19 protein-coding genes are annotated in these 23,794 nt (G+C 50.3%); 12 read left to right on the top strand and 7 right to left on the bottom strand.

Features of this window, described 5'->3' with window-relative positions; genetic code table 11:
• The first annotated feature begins 17 nt into the window (after positions 1-17).
• The 3 genes from EHT25_RS27165 (at position 18) to EHT25_RS27175 (ending at position 6,904) form a co-directional block, all read left to right on the top strand.
• Positions 18-1,469: a SusD/RagB family nutrient-binding outer membrane lipoprotein gene (locus EHT25_RS27165; RefSeq protein WP_124878516.1), complete on the top strand. Its 1,452-nt coding sequence runs from the start codon at positions 18-20 to the stop codon at positions 1,467-1,469.
• Between the two features lie 628 nt (positions 1,470-2,097).
• Complete coding sequence (locus EHT25_RS27170) at positions 2,098-5,334, top strand: SusC/RagA family TonB-linked outer membrane protein (protein WP_124878517.1); 3,237 nt, start codon at positions 2,098-2,100, stop codon at positions 5,332-5,334.
• Between the two features lie 22 nt (positions 5,335-5,356).
• Positions 5,357-6,904 (top strand): SusD/RagB family nutrient-binding outer membrane lipoprotein, encoded by a 1,548-nt coding sequence (locus EHT25_RS27175; RefSeq protein WP_124878518.1) that lies wholly within the window; start codon positions 5,357-5,359, stop codon positions 6,902-6,904.
• A gap of 71 nt (positions 6,905-6,975) precedes the next feature.
• Here the strand turns inward: EHT25_RS27175 and lon are convergent, their stop codons facing one another.
• The 7 genes from lon to EHT25_RS27210 form a co-directional block, all read right to left on the bottom strand.
• Positions 6,976-9,495, bottom strand: coding sequence for an endopeptidase La (gene lon, locus EHT25_RS27180; RefSeq protein WP_124878519.1), 2,520 nt, complete (start codon positions 9,493-9,495; stop codon positions 6,976-6,978).
• A gap of 195 nt (positions 9,496-9,690) precedes the next feature.
• Complete coding sequence (locus EHT25_RS27185) at positions 9,691-10,323, bottom strand: DUF6702 family protein (protein ID WP_310588782.1); 633 nt, start codon at positions 10,321-10,323, stop codon at positions 9,691-9,693.
• On the bottom strand, positions 10,298-11,653 hold the full coding sequence (gene rseP, locus EHT25_RS27190) for an RIP metalloprotease RseP (protein WP_229311812.1): 1,356 nt from the start codon (positions 11,651-11,653) through the stop codon (positions 10,298-10,300). The genes EHT25_RS27185 and rseP overlap by 26 nt, the downstream gene beginning before the upstream one ends.
• Before the next feature lie 219 nt (positions 11,654-11,872).
• The gene (locus EHT25_RS27195) at positions 11,873-13,042 is read right to left on the bottom strand and encodes a 1-deoxy-D-xylulose-5-phosphate reductoisomerase (RefSeq protein ID WP_124878521.1); all 1,170 of its coding nucleotides are present in this window, start codon (positions 13,040-13,042) and stop codon (positions 11,873-11,875) included.
• Positions 13,035-13,430: a HEPN domain-containing protein gene (locus tag EHT25_RS27200; protein ID WP_124878522.1), complete on the bottom strand. Its 396-nt coding sequence runs from the start codon at positions 13,428-13,430 to the stop codon at positions 13,035-13,037. The genes EHT25_RS27195 and EHT25_RS27200 overlap by 8 nt, the downstream gene beginning before the upstream one ends.
• Positions 13,427-13,789: a nucleotidyltransferase domain-containing protein gene (locus tag EHT25_RS27205; RefSeq protein WP_124878523.1), complete on the bottom strand. Its 363-nt coding sequence runs from the start codon at positions 13,787-13,789 to the stop codon at positions 13,427-13,429. The genes EHT25_RS27200 and EHT25_RS27205 overlap by 4 nt, the downstream gene beginning before the upstream one ends.
• A 3-nt stretch (positions 13,790-13,792) precedes the next feature.
• Positions 13,793-15,295, bottom strand: coding sequence for a GH3 auxin-responsive promoter family protein (locus EHT25_RS27210; RefSeq protein WP_124878524.1), 1,503 nt, complete (start codon positions 15,293-15,295; stop codon positions 13,793-13,795).
• 215 nt (positions 15,296-15,510) lie between these two features.
• On the opposite strand from EHT25_RS27210, the gene EHT25_RS27215 reads away from it, so the two are divergent.
• The 9 genes from EHT25_RS27215 to nuoL all read left to right on the top strand — a co-directional run bounded on the left by EHT25_RS27215 (position 15,511) and on the right by nuoL (position 23,757).
• Complete coding sequence (locus EHT25_RS27215; protein ID WP_038120003.1) at positions 15,511-16,536, top strand: rod shape-determining protein; 1,026 nt, start codon at positions 15,511-15,513, stop codon at positions 16,534-16,536.
• 64 nt (positions 16,537-16,600) lie between these two features.
• A complete protein-coding gene (gene mreC / locus EHT25_RS27220) occupies positions 16,601-17,440 on the top strand; it encodes a rod shape-determining protein MreC (protein ID WP_124878525.1) in 840 nt (279 codons plus the stop codon).
• Between the two features lie 15 nt (positions 17,441-17,455).
• A complete protein-coding gene (locus EHT25_RS27225) occupies positions 17,456-17,962 on the top strand; it encodes a hypothetical protein (protein ID WP_124878526.1) in 507 nt (168 codons plus the stop codon).
• 96 nt (positions 17,963-18,058) lie between these two features.
• Positions 18,059-18,292 carry a DUF433 domain-containing protein gene (locus EHT25_RS27230; RefSeq protein WP_124878527.1) on the top strand — a complete coding sequence of 78 codons (234 nt, stop codon included), beginning with the start codon at positions 18,059-18,061 and terminating at the stop codon, positions 18,290-18,292.
• Positions 18,289-18,639 carry a DUF5615 family PIN-like protein gene (locus EHT25_RS27235; protein WP_124878528.1) on the top strand — a complete coding sequence of 117 codons (351 nt, stop codon included), beginning with the start codon at positions 18,289-18,291 and terminating at the stop codon, positions 18,637-18,639. Before EHT25_RS27230 ends, EHT25_RS27235 begins: the two co-directional genes overlap by 4 nt.
• Positions 18,640-18,799: 160 nt before the next feature.
• Positions 18,800-20,299 carry a glycerol kinase GlpK gene (gene glpK, locus EHT25_RS27240; RefSeq protein ID WP_124878529.1) on the top strand — a complete coding sequence of 500 codons (1,500 nt, stop codon included), beginning with the start codon at positions 18,800-18,802 and terminating at the stop codon, positions 20,297-20,299.
• Positions 20,300-20,399: 100 nt separating this feature from the next.
• Positions 20,400-21,209: a 3'-5' exonuclease gene (locus EHT25_RS27245; protein ID WP_124878530.1), complete on the top strand. Its 810-nt coding sequence runs from the start codon at positions 20,400-20,402 to the stop codon at positions 21,207-21,209.
• A 155-nt stretch (positions 21,210-21,364) separates the two neighbouring features.
• Complete coding sequence (gene nuoK, locus EHT25_RS27250) at positions 21,365-21,712, top strand: NADH-quinone oxidoreductase subunit NuoK (protein ID WP_124878531.1); 348 nt, start codon at positions 21,365-21,367, stop codon at positions 21,710-21,712.
• 107 nt (positions 21,713-21,819) lie between these two features.
• Positions 21,820-23,757 (top strand): NADH-quinone oxidoreductase subunit L, encoded by a 1,938-nt coding sequence (gene nuoL, locus EHT25_RS27255; RefSeq protein ID WP_124878532.1) that lies wholly within the window; start codon positions 21,820-21,822, stop codon positions 23,755-23,757.
• The last annotated feature ends 37 nt before the right edge of the window (positions 23,758-23,794 follow it).

The raw sequence follows: 23,794 nt of genomic DNA on the forward strand, positions 1-23,794 counted from the left end.
CTTCAAAAACAGACATCATGAAATTACATAAGTCCATTCTTTTTACGGGTCTGCTGCTTTCGACTTTCGCTTGTAAGGATTTCGAAGAAATGAACGTCAACCCGAACAGTCCGTTGCTGCCCAACACATCCAGCTTGTTTACGGGGGCGATCCGGTCGGTCGGAACCATGAACAGCCAGGTGGGGCCGGGCGGTTTTAACATTACACCGGCGCTGTACGTGCAGCAGTTCAGTGACGTAACGTATATCGAAGATTCGCGGTATAAAACGATCAATTTCAGCTACAACGGTTTGTATGCCGGACCGCTGGTCAATCTGCAGGCCATTATCGATCAGAATACCAATGCGGCTACGAAAGCCAGTGTAGCGATCTACGGGTCGAACAACAACCAGCTTGCGATTGCCCGGATTCTGAAAACCTATATTTTCCAGTGGATGACCGACCGCTGGGGTGATATTCCATATACGCAGGCGCTGAAAGGTGATCAGAACTTTTCGCCAGCTTTCGATAAACAGCAGGACATTTATACCGATCTGTTTAAGCAATACAAAGAAGCTGCGGCTCAGTTTGACGCCGGAGCCGCCGTGAAAGGGGATATTTTGCTGAGTGGTAATGCGGCCCGCTGGAAAAAGTTTGCGGCTACCCAACGCCTGCTGGCCGCTTTGCAGCTCTCCAAAGTTGACCCGACGAAAGGCAAAGCTGAGTTTACGGCTGCACTGGCCGATGGCCCGCTGGCGTCGAATGCGGATAATGTGCGATACACATTTCTGGCCGATGCCAACAACGAAAATCCGTTGTATACCAACTATGTGCGGAGCAACCGGAAAGATTTTGCGGTGAGCAGCACGTTTGTCGATTACCTGAAAAAAGTAAGCGATCCGCGTTTGACGTATATGGCGGCTACCAACCAGAAAGGCGAATATGTAGGTGCGCCCTATGCGGTTTTCCCGGCGGCAGGCCCGGCCCAGAATTTCTCGCTCGCGGCTTCAACGGTTGCGGCCCAGGCTGCGCCCGCCAATATCGTCGTGTATGCGGAAGTACTGTTTGCACAGGCCGAAGCGGCTAAATTGGGCTGGATAACCGGCGACGCCAAAACGCTGTATGAATCGGCCATTAAAGCCTCGTTGCAGCAATGGATGGGTACGGCCTATACGGATGCTGCTTACACGGCCTATATTGCTCAGCCGGATGTGGCGTATGCCGATGCCAAAGGAATCGAGCAAATTGCAACCCAACGCTGGATTGCCCTGTTCAATCAGGGAAATTCGGCCTGGAATTCGTGGCGCCGGACGGGCTTCCCGGTTTTGAAACCGGCGGCTTCACCCCTTAACGGTGGCACGGCCATTCCGCGTCGTCTGGCCTACCCGGTGGCAACCGAAGGAACTTTGAATACAACGAATTACAATGCCGTTATCGCCAGCCAGGGCAAAGACGATCCGTATACGCGGATCTGGTGGGATAAGCAGTAAGGTAAGAAGTTACCAAATACACCTAATTTGACAACATCCCGTCCGGAATCCCGGATGGGATGTTGCGTTTTTAGCCTAAACGAAAATACAATTCCCGGTTTTACCGAAACTAGGTTTTAAATGAGTCGTACCTAAAAAGGTTGAGATTTTTGATATTTGCCACTTTTATCTAGTATAAAACCAAATATGATAGAATAAAATATTATGAACTATCAACTATGTAATATTATATTTCGTTACTTTGGGTATTATTCATTAACCTAGGCTAAAACATGAAAGAAAATTTACTGATTAACTCACTGTACCTTTCCGGTACAGTGGCCGACTCTCCCCCCCAATTGAGATCTATTCGGGCAACCTTCATCCCCGGAACGACCGATTCTCAACTCCCTGACGGTTTTTGTAAACAGTTCGACTTTCCCTGGATCGGGTAAGTCTGGCATTACCTGTTTAGGAAACCAGCAGTCTGATTTTTGGCTGACCATTGTCAACAAGTCGTGAGACAACCTTCTCCCGGGTTTGTGTCCCCGTATGCGTATTTGTACGGCGGCAAACGCGGTGGATAAACGCGCTATGAAAAAAGTTACCACCTTATTCTTGAATTAACCAAACTAAATACAATTGAATTATGAAAAGATGTCTACTCAGTAGCTGGCTACTGTCGATGGTGTTCTGTTTACCCCTATTGGCGCAGGACATTACAGTATCCGGCCGAATTACGGCCTCGGAAGACGGCAGTCCTCTTCCGGGCGTAAACGTTGTTATCAAAGGAAGTACCCGCGGAACCACCTCCAGCGATCAGGGGACATACCAGATTAGTGTCAGCAAAGGCACGGTTTTGCAATTCAGTTTTATTGGTTTTGTGACCCAGAGCGTTACGGTCAACACGCAGACCAAGCTGGACGTTGTCATGAAATCAGACGCTTCACAACTACAGGAAATTGTGGTAACCGCCCAGGGTATCCGGAAAAACCAGCGGGAAATTGGGTACGCGTATTCAAAAGTATCCACCGAAGACGTTACCGTGGGTCGTTCGCCACAATTGGCGCAGGCTCTCTCCGGAAAAGTAACGGGCTTAGCAGTTTACAACGTCAACAACAGCGTTGACCCGGCAGTAAAAGTGGTATTGCGCGGGTATCGTTCCTTGACCGGGAACAACGAAGCCCTGGTTGTTTTGGACGGTATGCAAACGACTTCAACGGTTTTGGCGATCATCAACCCGAATGACATCGAAAGCATCTCGATTCTGAAAGGTGGCCAGGCGGCTACGCTGTACGGATCGGCCGGAATCAACGGCGCGTTGATTATTACGACCAAAAAAGGCGCGAAAGGAAAACTGAAAGTCTCGTATTCGAACAGTACGAACTTTGAGCAAATCAGCTTCCTGCCCCAACTCCAGGATCAGTTTGGGTCCGGATCACACTACGCAACCTCCTTTGGCGGAGCAGGTTACAAAACCGACTACCTGGAGCGGATGAAAGACAACTGGCGCTCGTACGAAAACCAGCAGTACGGCGATCGCTTCGATGGTTCGATCCGGATGCAGGGCCGGACCACGGAAAGTGGCGGCCAGTATATGCTGCCCTACTCGGCCATTCCAAACGCGCGTCGCAAAGCATTCGATACCGGTATTTCAATGAACAACCAGGTGAATTTCTCGGGTGGTGACGAAACGAGTTCGTTCTACATGTCGCTCGAAAACCAGAGCATTCACGGAATTGTACCGCATGACAAAAGCAACCGGACGGGGGCCCGGCTGTCGGCAACGAAAGAATACGGCAAACTGACGGCGGGTTTCAATGCAGCCTACACGCAGGCGTCGTATGACCGGACCTCGTCGGATTTCTACAACGACGTGCTCAACCAACCGGCCAACCTGCCCCTGAGTGACCTGCGCGACTGGCAGACCAATCAGTTTGCCAATCCGAACGGTTTTTACAATGACTATTATAACAACCCGTATTTCAATGCCGATAATGGCCGGATGAAATACAAGGATTCCAACCTGAACGGAAACCTGAGCCTGAACTTCAAGGCCACGCCCTGGTTGATGTTTACCGAGCGTTTGGGGGTGATGAACAACTCACGGACGGGTAAAAACACCGTCGGTAAGTTCCTGTATTCCGACTGGGCCAAAACCAAATCCTTTATTCCGGCGCCCTTTTTCCGCGACGGTGACGGAACGGGAATCTACCGGGCCATTACCGACCAGCTTGGTTCAGTGCTGGATTACTCAGGTACGGAAAACGTCATCAACAACGAATTCCTGATTCAATTGACGAAGGACTTTGGCCCGCTTTCAAACAAGTTGATTTTGGGAAACAGCGTTTACCAGAAAACGACCAAAGCCATTGCCGTAGGATCCAGCTCCATCGTGGTGCCGGATGTCTACAACGTAGCCAACCGCCAGGGCGAATTGACGGGTGGTGAGATCAGTTCGCAGGAACGCCGGTTTGGTTACTACGCTGACTTGACCACGAATTACAAGAACTGGCTGATTCTGAACGGTACGTTCCGGTTCGATGCAACCTCCCGGTTCTACAAACCCGATCGTCCGGCCAACACCTGGTCGTATCCGTATTACGGTGCCGCACTCTCGTTCATTCCGACCGACGCGTTTCCGTCGCTGAAGAACAACATCCTGAACTACGCCAAAATCCGGTTGAACGCCAATAAAAATGCCAACGACAACATTCCATTGTACGGCCTGGATCTGGCCTATACCAACGGTGCGAACTTCCCCTACGGCAACACGGTCGGTCTGTCGGTCGGTAACGTCTTGCCTGATGCCAACCTGAAACCGGAAATTGTTTATTCGACCGAAATCGGGGGCGAATTCCAGTTGTTCAACAACCGGGTCAATATCGATGTATCGGCGTATTCGCAACGATCGAAAGGTCAGGTAATTACGGTGAAGGTTCCGAATTCGACCGGTTTTAATAACCTGCTGATCAACGTCGGCGAGACCAAAAACTGGGGTTATGAAGCCGAACTGAAGTATTTGATTGCCAGAGGGGGTAAGTTCTCCTGGGATGCCAGCGTTCGCTATTCCTTCAATGATAACAAAGTGAATGACCTTTATCCGGGCGTCGATGAATTCCAGCTCAACAACACGTTTGCCTATGCCAATACCAACGTCATTAAGGGTTCGCGTTTCCCGATGCTGAAAACCGATGGGTATCAGTACGCTCCGGACGGTTCTGGCCGCGTGCTGGTGAATTCAACGACGGGTTATCCGCTGCGGAACGCGGCTCTGTCGACCCGGGGTGGTGTATTGCCACGGCACATTGCCGGTCTGGGCTCGAAAATGGAATACGGCAACTTTGGCTTTACGTTTAACTTCGAATACCGGGGTGGCAACGTGATGTTCAGCGATCTGGGCCGTCAGATGACCTTCACCGGAACGGGTAAATGGACCGAAGACCGCACTCCGCACGTCTTCCCGAACTCAGCCTACCTGGATACGGACGGTAAAACCGTGGTGAACAATACCACGGTTAATGTACGGGAAGCCGAATATGGTTTGTGGGTTGACAACTACCGCCTGATCTCCGAAAACTTCGTGGCACCGGCCTGGTTCATCAAACTCCGGGACATCAACCTGTCGTACCGCTTACCGCAGGAGCTGATGACAAAAACGAAATTCCTGTCCGGCGCCAGCATTTCCATCTACGGACGGAATGTGTTCACGATCGTGGATAAACTGAATTATTACACGGACCCCGAATTCAGCAACGTCGGCAACCAGGCTCCGGGTGCAACGGCCATTCCCGGTATGACCACGGCCAACAGTGTGGGTATCAACACGACCGGCCAAACTCCGCCAGTGCGTCAGTACGGTGTGAACATCAACCTTACATTTTAGTAATCACTGAAATCGTTTTGACATGAAATTAAAATCGTTTTTCATAATTGCCTTTGTGGCGCTCATTGGTAGTTCCTGTAAAGAATCCTTTCTGGACATCAATACCAATCCGAACGTTTTGCCGACGGCATCGCCGAGTTTTGTATTCACGAATGCCCTGAATACCACGGCAACGAACCTGATCGGGAATAGTGCAACCGGCACGCAGCCCAACGAACTTGGTTATTACTGGGCAGGCCAGTGGTCGCAGGGAAATGGGTATATTATTAACACGACCATTTTTGCCTACAACTTCACCAACGGTGATTTCACCTACTGGGATGCCTACTACGACAACCTACAGGATTACCAGTTTGTCATCAACAACGCCGATGCCAACAACCAGAAGTACCTGAAAGGCCCGGCCAAAGTGATGAAAGCCATGTTGTATCAGCAGCTGGTGGATATGTACGGCAACATTCCGTATACGGATGCCTTGAAAGGTGGCGAAGTGCTGGCTCCGAAATTTGATGATCAGAAGGCGGTTTACGAATCACTGATTACGCTGCTGGATGAAGCCATTGCCGATTTGAAGGCCAATCCGTTTGCCAGCGCCTTTACGGGGTCCGATATCGTCTTTAAAGGCAGTGTTACGAAATGGGCGCAGTTTGCCAACTCACTGAAGATGAAAATTCTGATTCGCCAGTCGAAAGTAGCCGGAAAAGAGACCTACATCAAGACGGAAATCAACAAGATCGTGACCGAAGGCTCCGGTTTCATCACGGGCGAAGATGTCGGAGTGGGTGGGCCTTCTTTCTTCCTGGCAACCGCCGGAAAACTAAATGGTGTTTACGACCGCTGGGGGTATGATGCCAACGGCGCCAAACGTGCACTGAACAACTTCCCGCGTCCGACGCAGTTTTTAATCAATAGCCTGAAAGCCGCCGGTGATACGCTCCGGATGAAGCGGATTGCCTACGCCAACAGTGGCGAAAACGGTTCGGTACCGGGAACCAGTATTCTGAAAGAAGTGTCGGCTAACTATACGGGAACGCCGTTTGGGGTTAGCTCGGGTTACCTGCCCGCCAACACGACCTCGCTGGGACCCAGTCTGATTGTAAAAGGCGAATACAACCGTCCGGCGATTCTGATGACCGCGTCGGAAGTTCAGTTTCTGCTGGCCGAAGCCAAACAACGGTATTCGGATGTAACCCTGCCGCTGACGGCAAAAGCCTACTTTGAAGCCGGTATCGTACAATCGTTTCGCGTGTTGGGGGCCAATGTCGCCGGTGCCGAAGCATTTAAAGGTAGTAAAATCGAAAACTACGATTTCGATGCCTCGTCGAACAAACTGACGGCCATTGCTATTCAGAAATGGATTGCCCTGACCAACTTCAGCGGTTTGGAAGCCTGGACGGAATACCGCCGTACGAACCTGCCGGTTCTGCCGCAAAGTGTTCAGGTTGCGGATGCCAAACGTCCGGTGCGGTTTTATTACCCGAATACCGAATCGGGTTCAAACGGAGCCAATGTAACCGCCCAGGGAACAATCGATGCCTTCAGCACCAAGCTGTTCTGGGATGTCGATTAACTGGTAATCAATTAGTTAGGTTATAATGTTAGAAGGCCACCAAATTGGTGGCCTTCTTTTTTTACTCATGATCACAAAACCGTCACTGAGGCTGGAACGGGATCGGGATCTTTCTCTTTTTCTTTCGGAAGAATAAACTTCATTGGTTTGGAAACCTGTTGCGGCAAAAGCGCCGTTTCCAGCACCTGATCGACCGTATCGACGTAGTGAATGGTCAGATCCTGGATGTAATTCGGGTTGATTTCTTCCACGTCCTTGCGGTTTTTCGAGCAGAGCATAATTTCCCGAACTCCCGCCCGGTTGGCCGCCAGAATCTTCTCTTTGATCCCGCCGACCGGCAATACTTTGCCGCGCAACGTAATCTCGCCCGTCATGGCCAGAAAGGGCCGCACTTTTCGCTGGGTGAAAATCGACGCCATTGACGTTAGCATCGTAATCCCCGCCGACGGCCCGTCTTTCGGAACCGCCCCGGCCGGCACGTGAACGTGTAAGTCGTAGTGATTGAAAACGTTGTAATCGAGCCCGATCTGGTCGGAATGGGCTTTCAGGTACGACAAGGCCGTTACCGCCGATTCCTTCATGACATCGCCCAACTGGCCCGACAGCGTCAGGTTGCCTTTTCCACGGCTCAGGCTCGATTCGATGAACAGGATTTCGCCCCCTACCTGCGTCCAGGCTAAACCGGTCACAATACCGGCAATGTCGTCGTCCGAATACAGATCGCGGTCGAAGATTTCGGCCCCCAGCATTTTCTGAACATCCGCCGGTTTAATGGTTTTCGGATAGCCTTCTTCGAGGGCAATTGACTTGGCAATTTTGCGAACGAGAGCCCCAATTTTCTGCTCCAGATTCCGAACGCCGGACTCGCGGGTGTAGCTTTCGATGATCCGTTGGATGGCCTTATCGTCCACCATCAAATCTTTCGGTTTCAAACCATGTTCTTTCCGCTGCTTCGGAATCAGGTATTTTTTGGCAATCTGGATTTTTTCCTCAACCGTATAACCGGTCAGTTCGATGATTTCCATCCGGTCGCGCAGGGCCGGGTGAATCGTGTCGAGTGAATTGGCAGTCGCAATGAACAGCACCTTCGACAGGTCGTATTCAACTTCGAGGTAGTTGTCGATAAAGGTCGAATTCTGCTCCGGATCGAGCACTTCGAGCAGCGCCGACGACGGATCTCCGCGAAAATCGGAACTTACCTTGTCAATTTCGTCCAGAATAAAAACCGGGTTCGACGAATCCGCTTTTTTGATGTTCTGAATGATTTTGCCCGGCATGGCGCCGATGTAGGTTTTCCGGTGTCCCCGGATTTCGGCTTCATCGTGAACACCCCCCAATGCCATCCGGATGTATTTCCGCCCCAATGCTTTGGCAACCGAGCGACCCAACGAGGTTTTTCCGACACCCGGAGGGCCGTATAAACACAGAATCGGCGCTTTCATGCCATCATAGGCCCGGTCGTTTTTCAGTTTCAGAACGGCCAGGTATTCAATCATCCGTTCCTTTACTTTCTCGAGTCCGAAATGGTCGCTATCCAGCACTTTCTGCGCCCGGCGGAGGTCAAAATTATCTTTCGAATACTCATTCCAGGGCAAATCGACCATCAACTCGATGTAATTCATCGTCACCGGATATTCGGGTGCCATCGGGTTGATCCGCTGGAGTTTGTTCAGTTCCTTGTCAAAATGAGCATGAACGGAAGGCGTCCATTTTTTGCGGGCCGCCCGCATCCGAATTTCTTCCAGGTCGCGGTCGGGGCTGTCCATGCCCAGTTCATCCTGCAATACTTTGATCTGCTGACGCAGGAAATAATCGCGTTGCTGCTGATCGATATCCGAGCTGGCTTTGGTCTGAATTTCGCGTTTCAGTTCCAGCAACTGGATTTCGCGCAGCATGTATTCCAGCAACAGGGTCGCCTGTTGGGCACCTTCGGTGGTTTCCAGCAATTTCTGTTTATCCGCCACTTCGGCGTTGATGTTCGACGACAGAAAGTGCATCAAAAACATGGGACTTTCGATGTTGTCGAGCGCGATCCGGGCTTCCTGCGGAATTTCCGGATTTAAACGCAGGATTTTATACGCTGATTCTTTCAGGGATTGAATGAGCGCTTTCGATTCCTTGCGGTTGGGATTCGGAAAATGATCGTCGATCTGCCGGACATTGGCCGTCAGATACGGTTCTTCCTGAAGGAAGTTGACAATTTCAAACCGCTTTTTCCCCTGAATAATGATCGTGATATTTCCGTCGGGCAGCGTAATCATTTTGATGATGTACGCGACCGTTCCCAGGCGGTAGAGGTCGTCGGCGGTGGGTTCGTCTTTCTGTTGGTTCGACTGGGCCACCACACCAATGATGCGGTTTCCTTTGTAAGCCTTTTTTACTAATTTAATCGACTTCTGTCGCCCGACTGTTACCGGAATCACCATTCCCGGAAAGAGTACGGTATTTCGAACGGGCAGAATAGAGAGGTCGTTGGGTACAATATAGTCGTCATCGGCATCATCGGCTGATCCCAGCGGAACAATTTCAAGATTGTCCAGATCCGAATCCGCCAACCATAATTGAGTATCGTATTTACTAGTTACACTCATAGTTAGATGTCTGCCAAACTGACAGACTTAGTGTATCACACAGGCTTGATATGTACTGAAAAGAAAGATTGGTATATAGCACAAGGGGTATGCCAAACTAAAAAACAGGCGGATTTGTCTGTATCGATACAAGTAACGAAAAAGGCGATGAAACTCAAAACGAACTGAGAATCTATGCTCGAATGGCTCCGCTACTTACCAGTTCAATACCTGCTGCGGGCTGTTTTTCCGGAACAGTACGGTTTTTTTTTCGGCCAGATAAGCCACATTGACTAAATTGATCTGATCGTCAAATACTTCCATCAGCAACGACTGTTGCAACGTGCTGCCCTGAACGGATTCCGCATATGGTATTTCGATATAAATCCAGGTCGCATCCACTTCCTGTTCCTTGCCAATATACCGAAACGGTTTGCGTTGCCGACTGGGGTTTGTCAAGCCAAAATGCTTGCGGAGGTAGCGTTCCACCAACGGCCCATTGGCGTCTTTATCGCTGAGCCGCACCCGTTGGTTGTTGTTTTCTTTGGTCAGGGCTTCTTCGAAATCATCCGTAAATACCCGAAGACTCACTTCAAATGTCTTTTCAGCCGCATTGTACTGCATCTGCGTAATGCTCGTATGCACCGGATGCGCACCTGTGAAGAACAGGAGTGAGAATAAGCAAAAAATTATTTCGCGGACGGGGCCGCCCGGCGGTTGAGCGGAGTTTAACAGAGTTAAGCGGAGTTTATTTTTATTAATTAAAACTCTGCTTAGCTCTAATTTACTCCGCTTATCTCCGCGAAATAACTCCTTCTTAAACTCAGAAAACCGCTTTGAATACATCATTGAAGATTGCAAACGCCATCAATCCCAGCAGAATCACCATACCAACCCGCTGCGCTCCTTCCAGAAACCGGTCCGACGGTTTGCGTCCCGACACGATTTCGTAAAGCAACAGCGTCGAGTGACCGCCGTCGAGTGCCGGAATCGGCAGGGCGTTCATGAACGCCAGCGCCATCGACAGCAAACCGGTTACGAACCAAAACCGCTCCCACATCCAGACACCGCCGAACAGATTCTGGGCAATACCGATGGGGCCGCTCAGGGCTTTGGAAGCCGAAACATCACCCCGGAAAATTTTGCCGAATCCTTTGATGTTGTCGTACACCACACTGAAGGCTTGCTCCGTCCCTTTGCCCAGCGCCTGACCAAACGTATAATCGATGTGTGTTTTTTTCAGCAGCGACTCCGCGCCAAAACCGATCTGGCCTTTGTCGGTAACCGCGGAGTTGAGCGTAATGAGCTGGGGACTGTTCGGGCGTTTTACCGTCATCGTAATCGCTTTGTTGGCATTAGCCTTCACGATCTCCTGAAATTCGTGGTAGAACGGGGTCGGTTTTCCGTTGACGGCCGTAATAACGTCGCCTTTTTGTAATCCTGACTTTTCGGCCGGCATTCCCGGAACGATTTCGCCAACCCGAAATGGCTGAATGGCTTCCACAAACATCCCGGCATTTTTCTTGTCGGATAATTTATCGATAAAGTCGTTGGGGATATCAATGGTAATTTCTTCCACTTTTCCGTCGGCACCTTTCCGTTCCACGGTATAATAGCTATCGGAGCCCAGAAAAACCTCGGAGCTGCGGATGTCGCTGAAATCCTCGAATTCCTTCCCGTTGATTTTAACAATCTTATCGCCGGTTTTCAGGCCGATTCCTTTGGCCAGATCGTAAGCCACAATCCCGTATTTCGCGTCGCGGGCCGAGGTGTAGGTTTCGCCGTTCTGGTAGGTCAGCGCCACAAAAATGACAATACCGGTAATGACGTTGATGATGATACCACCCAACATGACGATTAACCGCTGCCAGGCCGGTTTTGAGCGGAATTCCCAGGGTTGCGGTTCGTGTTGCATCGACTTTGTATCAAGCGACTCATCGATCATTCCGGAGATCTTGACAAAACCGCCCAGCGGAATCGCACCCAGACCGTATTCGGTTCCGCCCCGTTTGATACTCCAGACTTTCGGTGGAAAACCGATAAAATATTGCTCCACCCGCATGCCAAAGGCTTTTGCGGCTAATAAGTGTCCCAACTCATGCAACCCCACCAAAATAGACAGACCCAAAATGAGCTGTCCGGCCATGATTGCTATTTCCGCTACTCTTGCTAGTTCCATTCGTTTAAACTGATTGCGCCGGCGACCCGGCGACTTATTTAATTGATTATGATTTGTTGCGTTGCTGTTTCATGAATTTATACACGTACTACAGACCGAAAACCGCCCACAAAGCCTGATTAAACAAAAGCATTTTAACGGCGGATTTTACTTTTAACGAACAGCGATTGAAAACCGTCCACTACTCCCCGAATTTTATTGTGGTTTATCGGGAAACAATTAAACGAAACTTTTAATTCGGGCGGTGGCAATGCGCCGGGTTTCTTCGTCGGTTCGGACGTAATCGTCGTAGGTTGGCTGGGCGACGTAGGCCACTTTCTGCATACCTTCTTCGATGATATCCGAAATTTCCAGGAAGCCGATTTCGTCGTGCAAAAAAGCCGCTACCGCCACTTCATTGGCCGCATTGACGATGCAGGGAACGTTGCCGCCCCGGCCGAGCGCATCGAACGCGAGTTGCAAGTTACGAAATGTTTCAAGATCAGCCTGTTCGAATGTGAGCGACGGGTATTTTGCGAAGTCGAAGCGCGGAAAATCGGAGGGCAGACGGTGGGGATAGGCCAGCGCACACTGAATCGGCAGGCGCATGTCGGGCAAACCCATCTGCGCCTTGATGCTGCCATCCTGAAACTGCACCATCGAATGAATGATGCTCTGCGGATGCACCACCACCTCGATCTGCGACGGTTCCAGCCCGAACAACCACTTGGCTTCGATCACTTCCAGCCCTTTGTTCATCAACGTAGCCGAGTCGATCGTAATTTTGGCACCCATCGTCCAGTTCGGGTGTTTCAGAGCCTGGGCTTTGGTGACGGTTTTCAGAAAATCCCGCGATTTGCCGAGAAACGGCCCACCCGATGCCGTCAGGATAATCTTTTCAATCGGATTATGAAATTCGCCCGCCAGACACTGAAAAATCGCCGAATGCTCCGAATCGACCGGCAGAATATTCACACCTTTTTCCTGCGCGAGTTTGGTAATCAGTTCACCCGCCACCACCAGCGTTTCTTTATTGGCCAGGGCGATGTGTTTTCCGGCTTCGATGGCTTTGATGGTCGGCAGCAAACCGGCGTAACCGACCATTGCGGTCAGCACCATGTCGATGCTTTCCATTTGCACCACCGACGACACGGCTTTGGCTCCGGCATACACTTTGATGCCCAGCGGATCGAGGGCTGAAAAAACCGCATCATACCGGTCTTCGTTGCAGATCACTACTACATTGGGCCGCACCAGCGCGGCCTGTTCGATCAGCAGTTCGGCATTGGAATTTGCCACGAGCACCTCAACTTCGAATGCCTCCGGATGCGCCCGAATCACGTCGATGGCCTGCGTGCCGATGGAGCCGGTCGAGCCGAGAATGGCGATACGGCGTTTGGGGTTAGTCATCTAATAAATCTTGTGAACGTAGATACTCTTTAATTTTGTCAACAAAAAAAGTTGCGTTCTGTAAGCCTATAGCGGCTTCTTCATGCGTTATTGCATCGTCAAAATCATAATCGGCCTCTATTCGCAGATCCTCAGTGGCAGTCAATAAAGTCGCCATCTCTTTTGGAAATATATTCGACTGGATATAAAGTTCTCCAAACTTCACATGCATTCCTTTGTGCGTTTTTACGTGGAAACCGTTAATGAGAAGCAGCGCTTGCGTTGCACAAAACATCGCATAATAGGCCCGATTAACAGCGACGCCGAAAAATTCGTCTTCCAAATTTGATTTTGTTGCCGCAAGATTTTCTTCAGCTTTCTTTATTCGTAATCGGATGGCATCTTTCATAAAACAATGCCTTCGCGTTTAATAAAATAATAGATCGCGTTCGTCTTGTTTACATAATCACTCTCTGTAATTGCCTTAATTGATAACAGGATGTTGTTGGCGATCATCAAGTCATATTTTAAGGACACGAGAGCATTGATCTCTTTCAATTTGGCTATTTTTCTGTCCTTCAGGATGATGAGAAGATCGATATCTGAATCTTCATGGTAATCACCACGGGCATAGGAACCGTATAAAATAATTCGGTCAAGCCGGTTTTCATACCAGGATTCCAATCTTGCTTTTAACGTACCCAGTAAAGACTGAATATGATCAGGAATATGCCCTAAACGGTCAGCAGTAATAGGATACGTTTCCATGATCTAAACCGTTTGCACAATCTCTAACAACCCTTCCCCAATCACCCGATCATTCGATAAGCGCGGCACTTTGTTCTGCCCGCCGAGTTTGCCCTGCGCTTTCATGTAATTGCGGAACGTGTCGCGAGGCAAAACCGTCAGCTTCAGGGGGCGCAGGATGCTGCCCGAAATCAGGTCTTTGTAATACACATTCAGTTCGGTCAATCGGCGGTCAAGGTCGCGGACGAAGGCATCCGGGTCGTTCGGGGGCGTCGCAAATTCAACAAACCACTCGTGATACGGCAATCCTTCAACGGGCGAAACCATCGGCGCAACGGTAAACTCGACGACTTCCGTTTCCGGATGTTGTTCCATGGCGTATTGCAACGCTTTTTCCACTTCCTCGCCAATGACGTGTTCGCCGAAGGCCGAGATAAAATGCTTGATGCGACCGGTGACCAACAGCCGATACGGATCATTCGAGACGAATTTGACGGTGTCGCCCAGCGAATAGCCCCACAAACCGGCGTTGTTATGAATCACCACCGCGTAGTTTTTATTCAACTCAACCTGCTCGATGGTCAGCCGACGCGGGTTTTTGGAAAAATAATCTTCTGCCGGAATGAACTCGAAGAAAATACCGCTGTTGAGCATCATCAGCAAACCTTCTTCCGTCTGCGTATCCTGATAGGCAATAAAGCCCTCCGAAGCCGGATAGGTTTCGATGCTGTCGACTTTCTTGCCAATGGATTCGTACAATTTCGCCCGGTAGGGTTCAAAATTGACACCGCCGTAGACGAACAGCGAAAAGTCGGGGAATACATCTTTGATTTTCTTCCCCGTCCGCGCCTGAATCCGGTCGAAATACATTTGCACCCAGGGCGGAATGCCCGAAATCAGCGACATGGGCTGCGTCAGCGTTTCGTCGATGATCTTTTCCAGTTTGGTTTCCCAATCTTCGATGGTATTGGTTTCATACGACGGCAACTGGTTGGTGCGCAGATAGGCCGGAACGTGGTGATTCGAAATGCCCGAAAGCCGCCCGATGTTGATGCCGTTTTTGACGACCAGTTCCGGGCTGCCCGACAGAAAAATCAGCTTCTTATCCAGAAAATCCGCCTTGCCGGTTTCGTGAATGTAGTTCAGCAGGGCATCGCGGGCCGAGTTGATGTGGTTGGGGATCGACTCTTTCGTGATCGGAATGTATTTCGTGCCGGACGTGGTGCCGGAGGTTTTGGCAAAATAAACCGGTTTTCCCTTCCACAACACATCCGACTCCCCAGCCAGAATCCGCTCGATATACGGTTTGAGGTCTTCGTAATCGCGGATGGGTACGGCCTGCCGAAATTCGGGGTATGAGTTGATATCTTTGAACCGGTGATCGCGGCCAAAGGCGGTATTTTTTGCACCATCGAGGAGGTTCCGGAACCACCGTTGCTGCGTTTCGCCCGGCCGGTGCATCCACTCCTGCTGCCGCTGTACGACAAATTTCGCCAGTGGCTTGCTCAAAACTGATCGGATTCCCATACAGTGCAAAGGTAACAGTTTTACGTGAATCAATCCCGGTGGATTAAGATTCCGGCCTGTTCCATTGGAGATCGGCCTTTTTGACGTTTTATTAATGAACCATCAGGTATAAAAAATAATAAAAATGCAATTATGTAGCGATAGTTCTCTCGAATTATCTATATTTTTGCACCTCCAAAAACAGGGGCTACACCGTGCTTGCACGAAAATAACGAATGGCACTATTTAACTTTCTCTCCAGCGATATTGCGATTGACCTCGGTACCGCCAATACGCTGATTATTCACAAAGACCGGATTGTGGTGGACGAGCCTTCGATCATCGCGATGGACAAAATCAATGGAAAAGTCCTGGCGATTGGTCACAAGGCGATGCAAATGCATGAAAAAACGAACGAAAATATCAAGACAATCCGCCCGCTGAAAGACGGTGTGATCGCCGATTTTACGGCCGCCGAACTGATGATTCGCGGGTTGATTAAGATGATCGATACGGGCAACCGGCTGTTTTCCCCTTCGCACCGCATGGTGATCTGCATTCCGTCGGGGATTACGGAAGTGGAAAAGCGGGCCGTTAAGGACTCCGCCGAACACGCCGGGGCCAAAGAAGTCTACATGGTTCACGAACCGATTGCGGCCGCCATTGGAATCGGGATCGATATTACCCAGCCAAATGGCACGATGATTGTCGATATCGGTGGCGGAACGACGGAAATTGCGGTTATTGCCCTTTCCGGTATTGTCTGCGAGCAGTCGATCCGGATTGCCGGTGACGTCTTCACGCGCGACATCGTCGATTACATGCGCCGGGAACACAACCTGCTGATCGGTGAACGCTCGGCGGAGCAGATTAAAATGGAAGTGGGGTCGGCCCTGCCCGAACTCGACAGCCCGCCCGCCGATTACGAAATTCGGGGACGGGATTTGATGACCGGTATTCCGAAAGAAATTAAGGTAACGTATAGCGAGATTGCTTACGCGCTCGATAAGTCCATTTCGAAGATTGAAGAAGCCGTGATGAAGGCGCTGGAAATTTCGCCCCCGGAACTTTCGGCCGATATTTACACGAACGGGATTCACCTGACGGGTGGGGGGGCATTGCTGCACGGTCTTGACAAACGGATTGGTGCCAAAACCAAGCTGCCGATCCACGTCGCCGACGATCCGCTGAAAGCCGTCGTGAAGGGCACCGGCGAGGTGATCAAAAACCTCGATATGTATAAATCCGTCCTAATCAGTTAAAAATTAAGAGTTAAGAGTTGCCTGACGGACTTTTAACTCTTAACTCTTAACTTTTAACTCCCGTATGTTCGAGTTATTCCAGTTCATCGTCCGCAGCCGGAACTTCATCTTGTTTGTTCTGCTCGAGGTGTTGAGCTTTTATTTCATTATAAATAGCAATAATTACTGGAGCATTCGGTTCTTTAATACCTCGAATTATTACGCGGCCAAAATTATGGCCTGGTCGAATAAAGCGCAGGAATACGCCCGGCTGCGGCAGGTCAACACCGATCTGGCCGAAGAAAACCGGCGACTCAATGCGCTGGTCACGCAATTGCAGCAGTTTAAACCGCAGGCACCGACCAACTATAAAACCGACTCCATCTTTGCCACCCGGTTCCGGTTTACGGTCGCCCGCGTGATCAATAACACGACGCAACACCCCAATAATTACATTACGCTCGACAAAGGTACCGCCGATGGGATTCAACCGGGTATGGGCGTGATTTCGCCAACCGGGGTCGTGGGCAAAGTCAAGATTTGTTCCGAACACATTTCGATTGTTACCTCCATTCTGCATTCGGATTACATGATTTCGTCGAAACTGGTCAAATCGGGCGTGATCGGTACGGCGAAATGGGACGGTGTTGACCCGACCCGCATGAAAATGCTGGATATTTCGCGCAATACGAAAATGTACCGGGGCGATTCGGTGGTGACGTCGGAATACAATTCGATCTTTCCGTCTGGCATTCTGGTGGGGCGCGTCATTCGCGTCGGCGAAATGCCCAACCAGACGTTTCATGATGTGACGCTGTCCGTCGGAACCGATTTCAACAACCTGTCTTTCGTTTACGTGGTTGAGAATAAATTGCAGGGCGAGCAGGAAAAACTGGAAAAAACCACCGAACCGGAACGAAAATAAAGCCGATACTCGCCCATGACGTTACGCGAAATCCTGAACATCATTTTCCTGTTTGTGCTGTATCTGTCCTTACAGATCCTGATTGTACGGAATCTGGTGCTGTTCGACGTCGCGTTTTGTTTTATGTACGTGGCCTGTATTCTGTTGCTGCCCGCCGAAATGAGCCTGTCGGCTACATTGTTGGTCGCTTTTGTGGTCGGAATCATTGTCGATACGTTTTACAACACACTTGGCATGCACGCGGCCGCTACGGTTTTGATGGCGTATGTAAGGCCAATGGTGGTGCGGTTTCAGGCCGCCCGGGGCGGTTTTGACGGACGGATTGTCTTTTCAATTCACGAAATGGGATCGCTCAATTTCTTCTATTACGTCGTGATCCTGACGTTTATTCACCACTTCACGCTCTTCCTGATCGAAGCCAATAATATTCTTCTTTTTCTCCCGGCTTTGATCAAAATTGTCGCCAGTACGCTCTTCACCTCCGTCACGATCATGCTGGTCCAGTATTTTTCGCGGAATTGATCAGAACTGATTTTAGCTCCTATCTTTTTGTTATTTTTGAAAATGCCAGAATTACAAGCATATTTATTTTGGTAATTCTAACATGATAAAGATCACATGAATTATCGCGAAAGAATAGTAGCTGATCATCAGATTATGCTGGGAAAACCGGTAATCAAGGGAACGCGCATTACCGTGGAAATCATCTTGCGGAAAATGTCAGAGGGGGCAATCATTTCTGATTTGGTCAGAATGTACCCTCATTTGCAGGAAGCCGATGTATTAGCCGCATTAATGTATGCCTCTGATTTAATGGCAAATGAAGAAATGATTGATTTGTCGGCTGCATGATTATCGCCGATGAAAATATCGACCATTCTATTATTGCGTCCTTGCGTTCAGCAGGAATTGAAATTTATTCCATTTATGAATCCAATCGTGGCATTCGGGACGAAGCCGTGATCGAATCATCCCGCAATCCGCCCCGAATTATTTTAACGGAAGACAAAGATTTTGGCGAGTGGGTATTTTCTCACCAGGTAAACGATATAAGCGTCATTTTTTTGCGTTATCATTTTAAAGATACACAGGAGATAACCGCTACTTTGGTAAAGCTATTGGTTGAGCGGTTCAACGAATTTGTTGGTTGCTTTACTACAATTACTACCCACAAGATCCGAATAAGAAAATTGAAATAACTACTCTTCTGGTCGCGTCCACTTTACGTTTGGAATTATAAACCGCTTTGGCTCCTTTGCCATGTCGAATTTATCCAAGTCCTATTCAATAGCGATAAATTCATATATTACGGCCTTTTTAGAAGATACTCCATAAAAATCAGCCGAATCCGAACCCTTTATGCCCACCTACATAGCCGCCATCGACCAGGGCACCACCAGCACGCGTTGCATTGTTTTTGATCGTCAGGGAACGATTGTTTCCATCGGACAAAAAGAACATTCGCAGATTTATCCCCAGCCCGGCTGGGTTGAACACGATCCCGAAGAAATCTGGCGCAATACGCAGGAAGTCATCGCGCGGGCGCGGATCAATGCCCAGCTTCAGGCCGGCGACATTGCCGCCGTTGGCATCACCAACCAGCGCGAAACGACCGTGGTCTGGAACCGGAAAACCGGAAAACCGTATTACAACGCCCTCGTCTGGCAGGACACCCGCACCGGCGGCCTTGTCGCGCAATTTGCCGAAGAAGGCGGTCAGGATCGTTTCCGGGCCACCACCGGACTGCCCCTGGCGACTTATTTTAGCGGTTTGAAAATCAAATGGATACTGGACAATGTGCCGGGCGTTCGCGAAGATGCCGAACGCGGTCTGGCGTTATTCGGCAATATGGATACCTTCCTAATCTGGAACCTGACGGGTGGAACCTACAACGGTCTGCACATCACCGACGTCACCAACGCCAGCCGGACCCAGTTGATGAACCTGGAAACGCTGGAGTGGGACGATGCACTGCTGGAAGCCTTCGCTATTCCGCGGGCGATGTTGCCGCAAATCCGCTCCAGCAGTGAGGTGTATGGAACCGTCACCTCGGAGGTGTTGCCGGGTGTTCCCATTGCCGGTATTCTGGGCGACCAGCAGGCAGCTTTGGTCGGGCAAACGTGTTTTGAACCGGGTCAGGCGAAAAATACCTACGGAACCGGTTGTTTTCTCCTCATGAATACCGGAACCGAACTGCGGCATTCGACCTACGGGTTATTGACAACGGTGGCCTACCGGTTTGGCGATCAGCCCGTTCATTATGCGCTGGAAGGCAGCGTGGCCATTGCTGGTGCGCTGGTGCAGTGGTTGCGGGATAACCTCGGCCTGATTTCGACTAGTGCCGAAGTCGATACGCTGGCCCGAACCGTGGCCGACAACGGCGGGGCGTATTTTGTGCCGGCGTTTTCCGGTTTATACGCGCCGTATTGGAAAGCCGACGCGCGGGGTGTTATCGCCGGGTTGACGCGGTTTGTGACTAAAGGCCATTTGGCAAGGGCGGTTTTGGAAGCCACGGCCTACCAGACGCTGGATGTCGTTCAGGCGATGGAAAAAGATGCCGATATCGAACTGAGTTCGTTACGCGTCGATGGCGGGATGACCATCAACGAGTTGTTGATGCAGTTTCAGTCCGATATGCTGGGTGTGCCGGTTATTCGTCCGAAAATGACCGAAACCACGGCGCTGGGCGCGGCTTATGCCGCCGGTTTGGCGGTAGGCTACTGGAGCGGTTTTGATGATTTGCGGCAGAACTGGGGAGTCGACCGGACGTTTGAACCTGACATGTCCGAAGATGATCGGCAACGGCTTTATCGCGGCTGGCAAAAAGCGGTTGAACGCTCGTTTGGCTGGGAAAATTAGAACGGCTTCCTGTGGTCACTGAATTAATTCGGTGACCACAGGAGGGCGGAGACCATACTCCTGCGTATTTTTGTAGCCGTACACACGTACGTACCCGGCTATGACGCATACGCTTATTCTTAAAAAACCACTGGCTTTCTTCGATCTGGAAACAACGGGCGTTGAACCGATGAAGGACCGAATCGTTGAAATCAGTATTGCCAAGGCACTTCCCAACGGTGAAGTGGTGGTTAAAACCCAGCGCATTAACCCTACCATTCCAATTCCGATTGAAACCAGTCTGATTCACGGCATTTACGATGAGGACGTAAAAGATGAACCTACGTTTAAGGCAGTTGCCCGAACAATGGCTCAGTTTCTGGACGGCTGCGATTTGTCGGGATATAACTGCAACCGCTTCGATATTCCCCTTCTGGTGGAAGAATTTTTGCGGGCCAATGTCGATTTTGACCTCAAAAACCGCCGACTCATCGACGTGCAACGGATTTTTCACCTGATGGAACCGCGCACGCTCAAAGCCGCCTATAAGTTTTATTGTGGCAAAGACCTGATCAATGCCCACAGCGCCGAAGCCGATACCCTGGCGACTTTTGAAGTCCTGGAATCGATGCTTGTGCGCTACGACGGTGCGGTTACCAACGATGACAAAGGGAACGAAATCATCATTGGCAACGACGTGGATATTCTCAACAAGCTGATGATGAACAACAACGTCGACTTGCGGGGCCACATGGTGTATAATAAAGACGGAAAAGAAGTCGTGAATTTTGGCAAGCACAAGGGCACACTGGTGGTCGATGTGCTCCAGAAAGAGCCGTCGTTTTATGACTGGATTCTGAAAAGCGAATTTCCGCTCGATACCAAACGGAAACTGACGGAGATCAAACTGCGGATGTTCAACAAACGGTAAGACCGCAAAAAAACCGCCCGGTTGCCTGTACTGATTCCAAATTCCCAAACCGTTTGAGTAAGCGGGAATATTACTTAACTTTGCGGGGTCTTTTCCGGTGTTCCGAAAATTGCCGAACAAGAACTTAACCACCAGTATATAGACCTCAGCGCCGTATGCAGCCAAGCCAAGTGCCGATTCAAGTTCCCGAAGTCATCCAACTGATCGACTTGAAATATTACCTCATCATCAGCACGGCGCTGTTTGTCATCGGAATCATCGGCGTACTCACTCGCCGGAACGCCATCATCATTTTCATGTCGATTGAGTTGATGCTCAATTCCGTCAATCTGATGTTGATTGCTTTCTCATCGTACCGCGCCGACCCTACCGGCCAGGTTTTTGTCTTTTTCATCATGGCCGTTGCCGCAGCCGAAGTAGCCGTCGGGCTGGCCATCATTGTGATGATTTACCGAAACACCCGTTCCATTGACGTCGGGTTGCTCAATAAACTCAAGTGGTAAGTTCCATTAATTAATAATGAACAATTAAAAATGAATGAGTTAACACAAACATTATTCATTATTAATTATTCATTGTTCATTTTTTTTACAACGCTATAGCTCTAAAAATGCAGACGGATTTACTGATACTTTTGATTCCGCTGTTGCCTTTAATCGGATTCATTATTAATGGAATTGGTTTCCGGAAAGTACCCACCGGACTGGTCGGAATCATTGCAGCCGCCGGGCCACTGGCCGCGTTTGCGTGTGTCTTGCTTGTATTCGACGGTTTTACGACCATTTCGGAACTTGGAAAAACCGCTCCCGTCCGAACGGTTTTGTTCGACTGGATCACGGTCGGCCACTTCAACATCCCTTTTTCGTTCCAGATCGACCAGCTTTCGCTGATCATGCTGCTGATTGTGACCGGCGTTGGATCGCTGATTCACATCTATTCGATCGGCTACATGAAGCACGACGACGGCTACGGCAAGTTCATGGCGTTCCTGAACCTGTTTCTGTTCTTCATGCTCCTGCTGGTCATGGGCTCGAACTACGTCGTCATGTTCATCGGCTGGGAAGGCGTCGGACTTTGTTCGTACCTGTTGATCGGTTTCTGGAATAAAAACACGAGTTACAACAACGCAGCCCGGAAAGCCTTTGTCATGAACCGCATCGGTGACCTCGGTTTTCTGCTCGGTATTTTCATGATCATGGGCGCGTTCGGCTCTGTCGAATACGTCGACGTGTTCGAACAGGCCGCCGGTTTTCCGATTGGCGACCCAACGGTTGTCGCTATTACGATGCTGCTCTTCGTCGGAGCGATGGGGAAATCCGCGCAGATTCCACTGTACACCTGGCTGCCCGACGCGATGGCCGGCCCGACCCCGGTTTCGGCCCTGATCCACGCGGCAACGATGGTAACGGCGGGTATTTACATGGTCGTTCGCTCGAATGTCCTCTATACGTTATCCCCCATTACGCTCGAAATCATGGGCGGTATTGCCATCGCCACGGCTTTGCTGGCTGCTTCGATTGGTCTGGTTCAAAACGACATCAAGAAAGTACTGGCCTATTCGACGGTCAGCCAGCTCGGTTACATGTTCCTGGGATTGAGCGTAATGGGCTACACCTCCGGCATGTTCCACGTCATGACCCACGCGTTTTTTAAAGCGTTGTTGTTCCTCGGCGCCGGTAGCGTCATCCACGCGATGGCCGATGAGCAGGACATCCGGAAAATGGGCGGTTTGCGCAAATACCTGCCCATTACCTACTGGACCTTCCTGATTGCCACCATTGCCATTTCCGGGATTCCGCCCTTTGCCGGTTTTTTCTCGAAAGACGAAATCCTGATGCACGTCTACGAGCACAACAAACTGCTCTGGGTACTGGGTGTGATTGGCTCGGCCATGACCTCCTTCTACATGTTCCGTCTGCTATTCCTGACCTTCTTCGGCCGTTTTCGCGGAACGGAGCACACGCGTGAACACCTGCACGAATCACCGGCCAGCATGACCATTCCGTTGCTGGTGCTGGCGGTTTTGTCGGTCATTGGCGGTTTTTTCAATGTGCCGGAAGCCCTGGGCGGCAGCGCGAGCCTGGCCGAATTCCTGGACCCCATTTTTGAGCTTTCCCGGAAAGTAAGCCCACATTCGTTTGACGAAACCCTGCTGACACACAGCGAAGAATTCATGCTGATGGGCATTTCGTCGGGCGTCGCCATTCTGGCGCTGGTGGTTGCTTACGTGATGTATATTCAGCGCGTTAACTTGCCGGAAGCAGACACAGTGGAACGGCCGGTGGTGGAAAAAGTGCTGTACAACAAATATTATATCGACGAGCTGTACGAAAACATCATTGTCAAACCGACTCGTGGCTTGTCCGATGCGTTCTACAGTTTCGGCGAATTCATCATCGATGGCGTCGTGAACGGAACGGGCTGGGCGGTCAAACAAACGTCGGGGCAGTTGCGCAGACTGCAAACCGGCTCGATCGGCTTTTACGTTTTCGCGATGGTCGCCAGCATTGCCGTCATCCTGTGGTTGCGGTTTTTTATCAAGCTTTAGAAATGGGCGGATTGGTTAACAGTCACTTATCATACAA

It is taken from the genome of Larkinella rosea, from assembly GCF_003858635.1.
In the GTDB taxonomy this organism is placed as follows: Bacteria; Bacteroidota; Bacteroidia; order Cytophagales; family Spirosomataceae; genus Larkinella; species Larkinella rosea.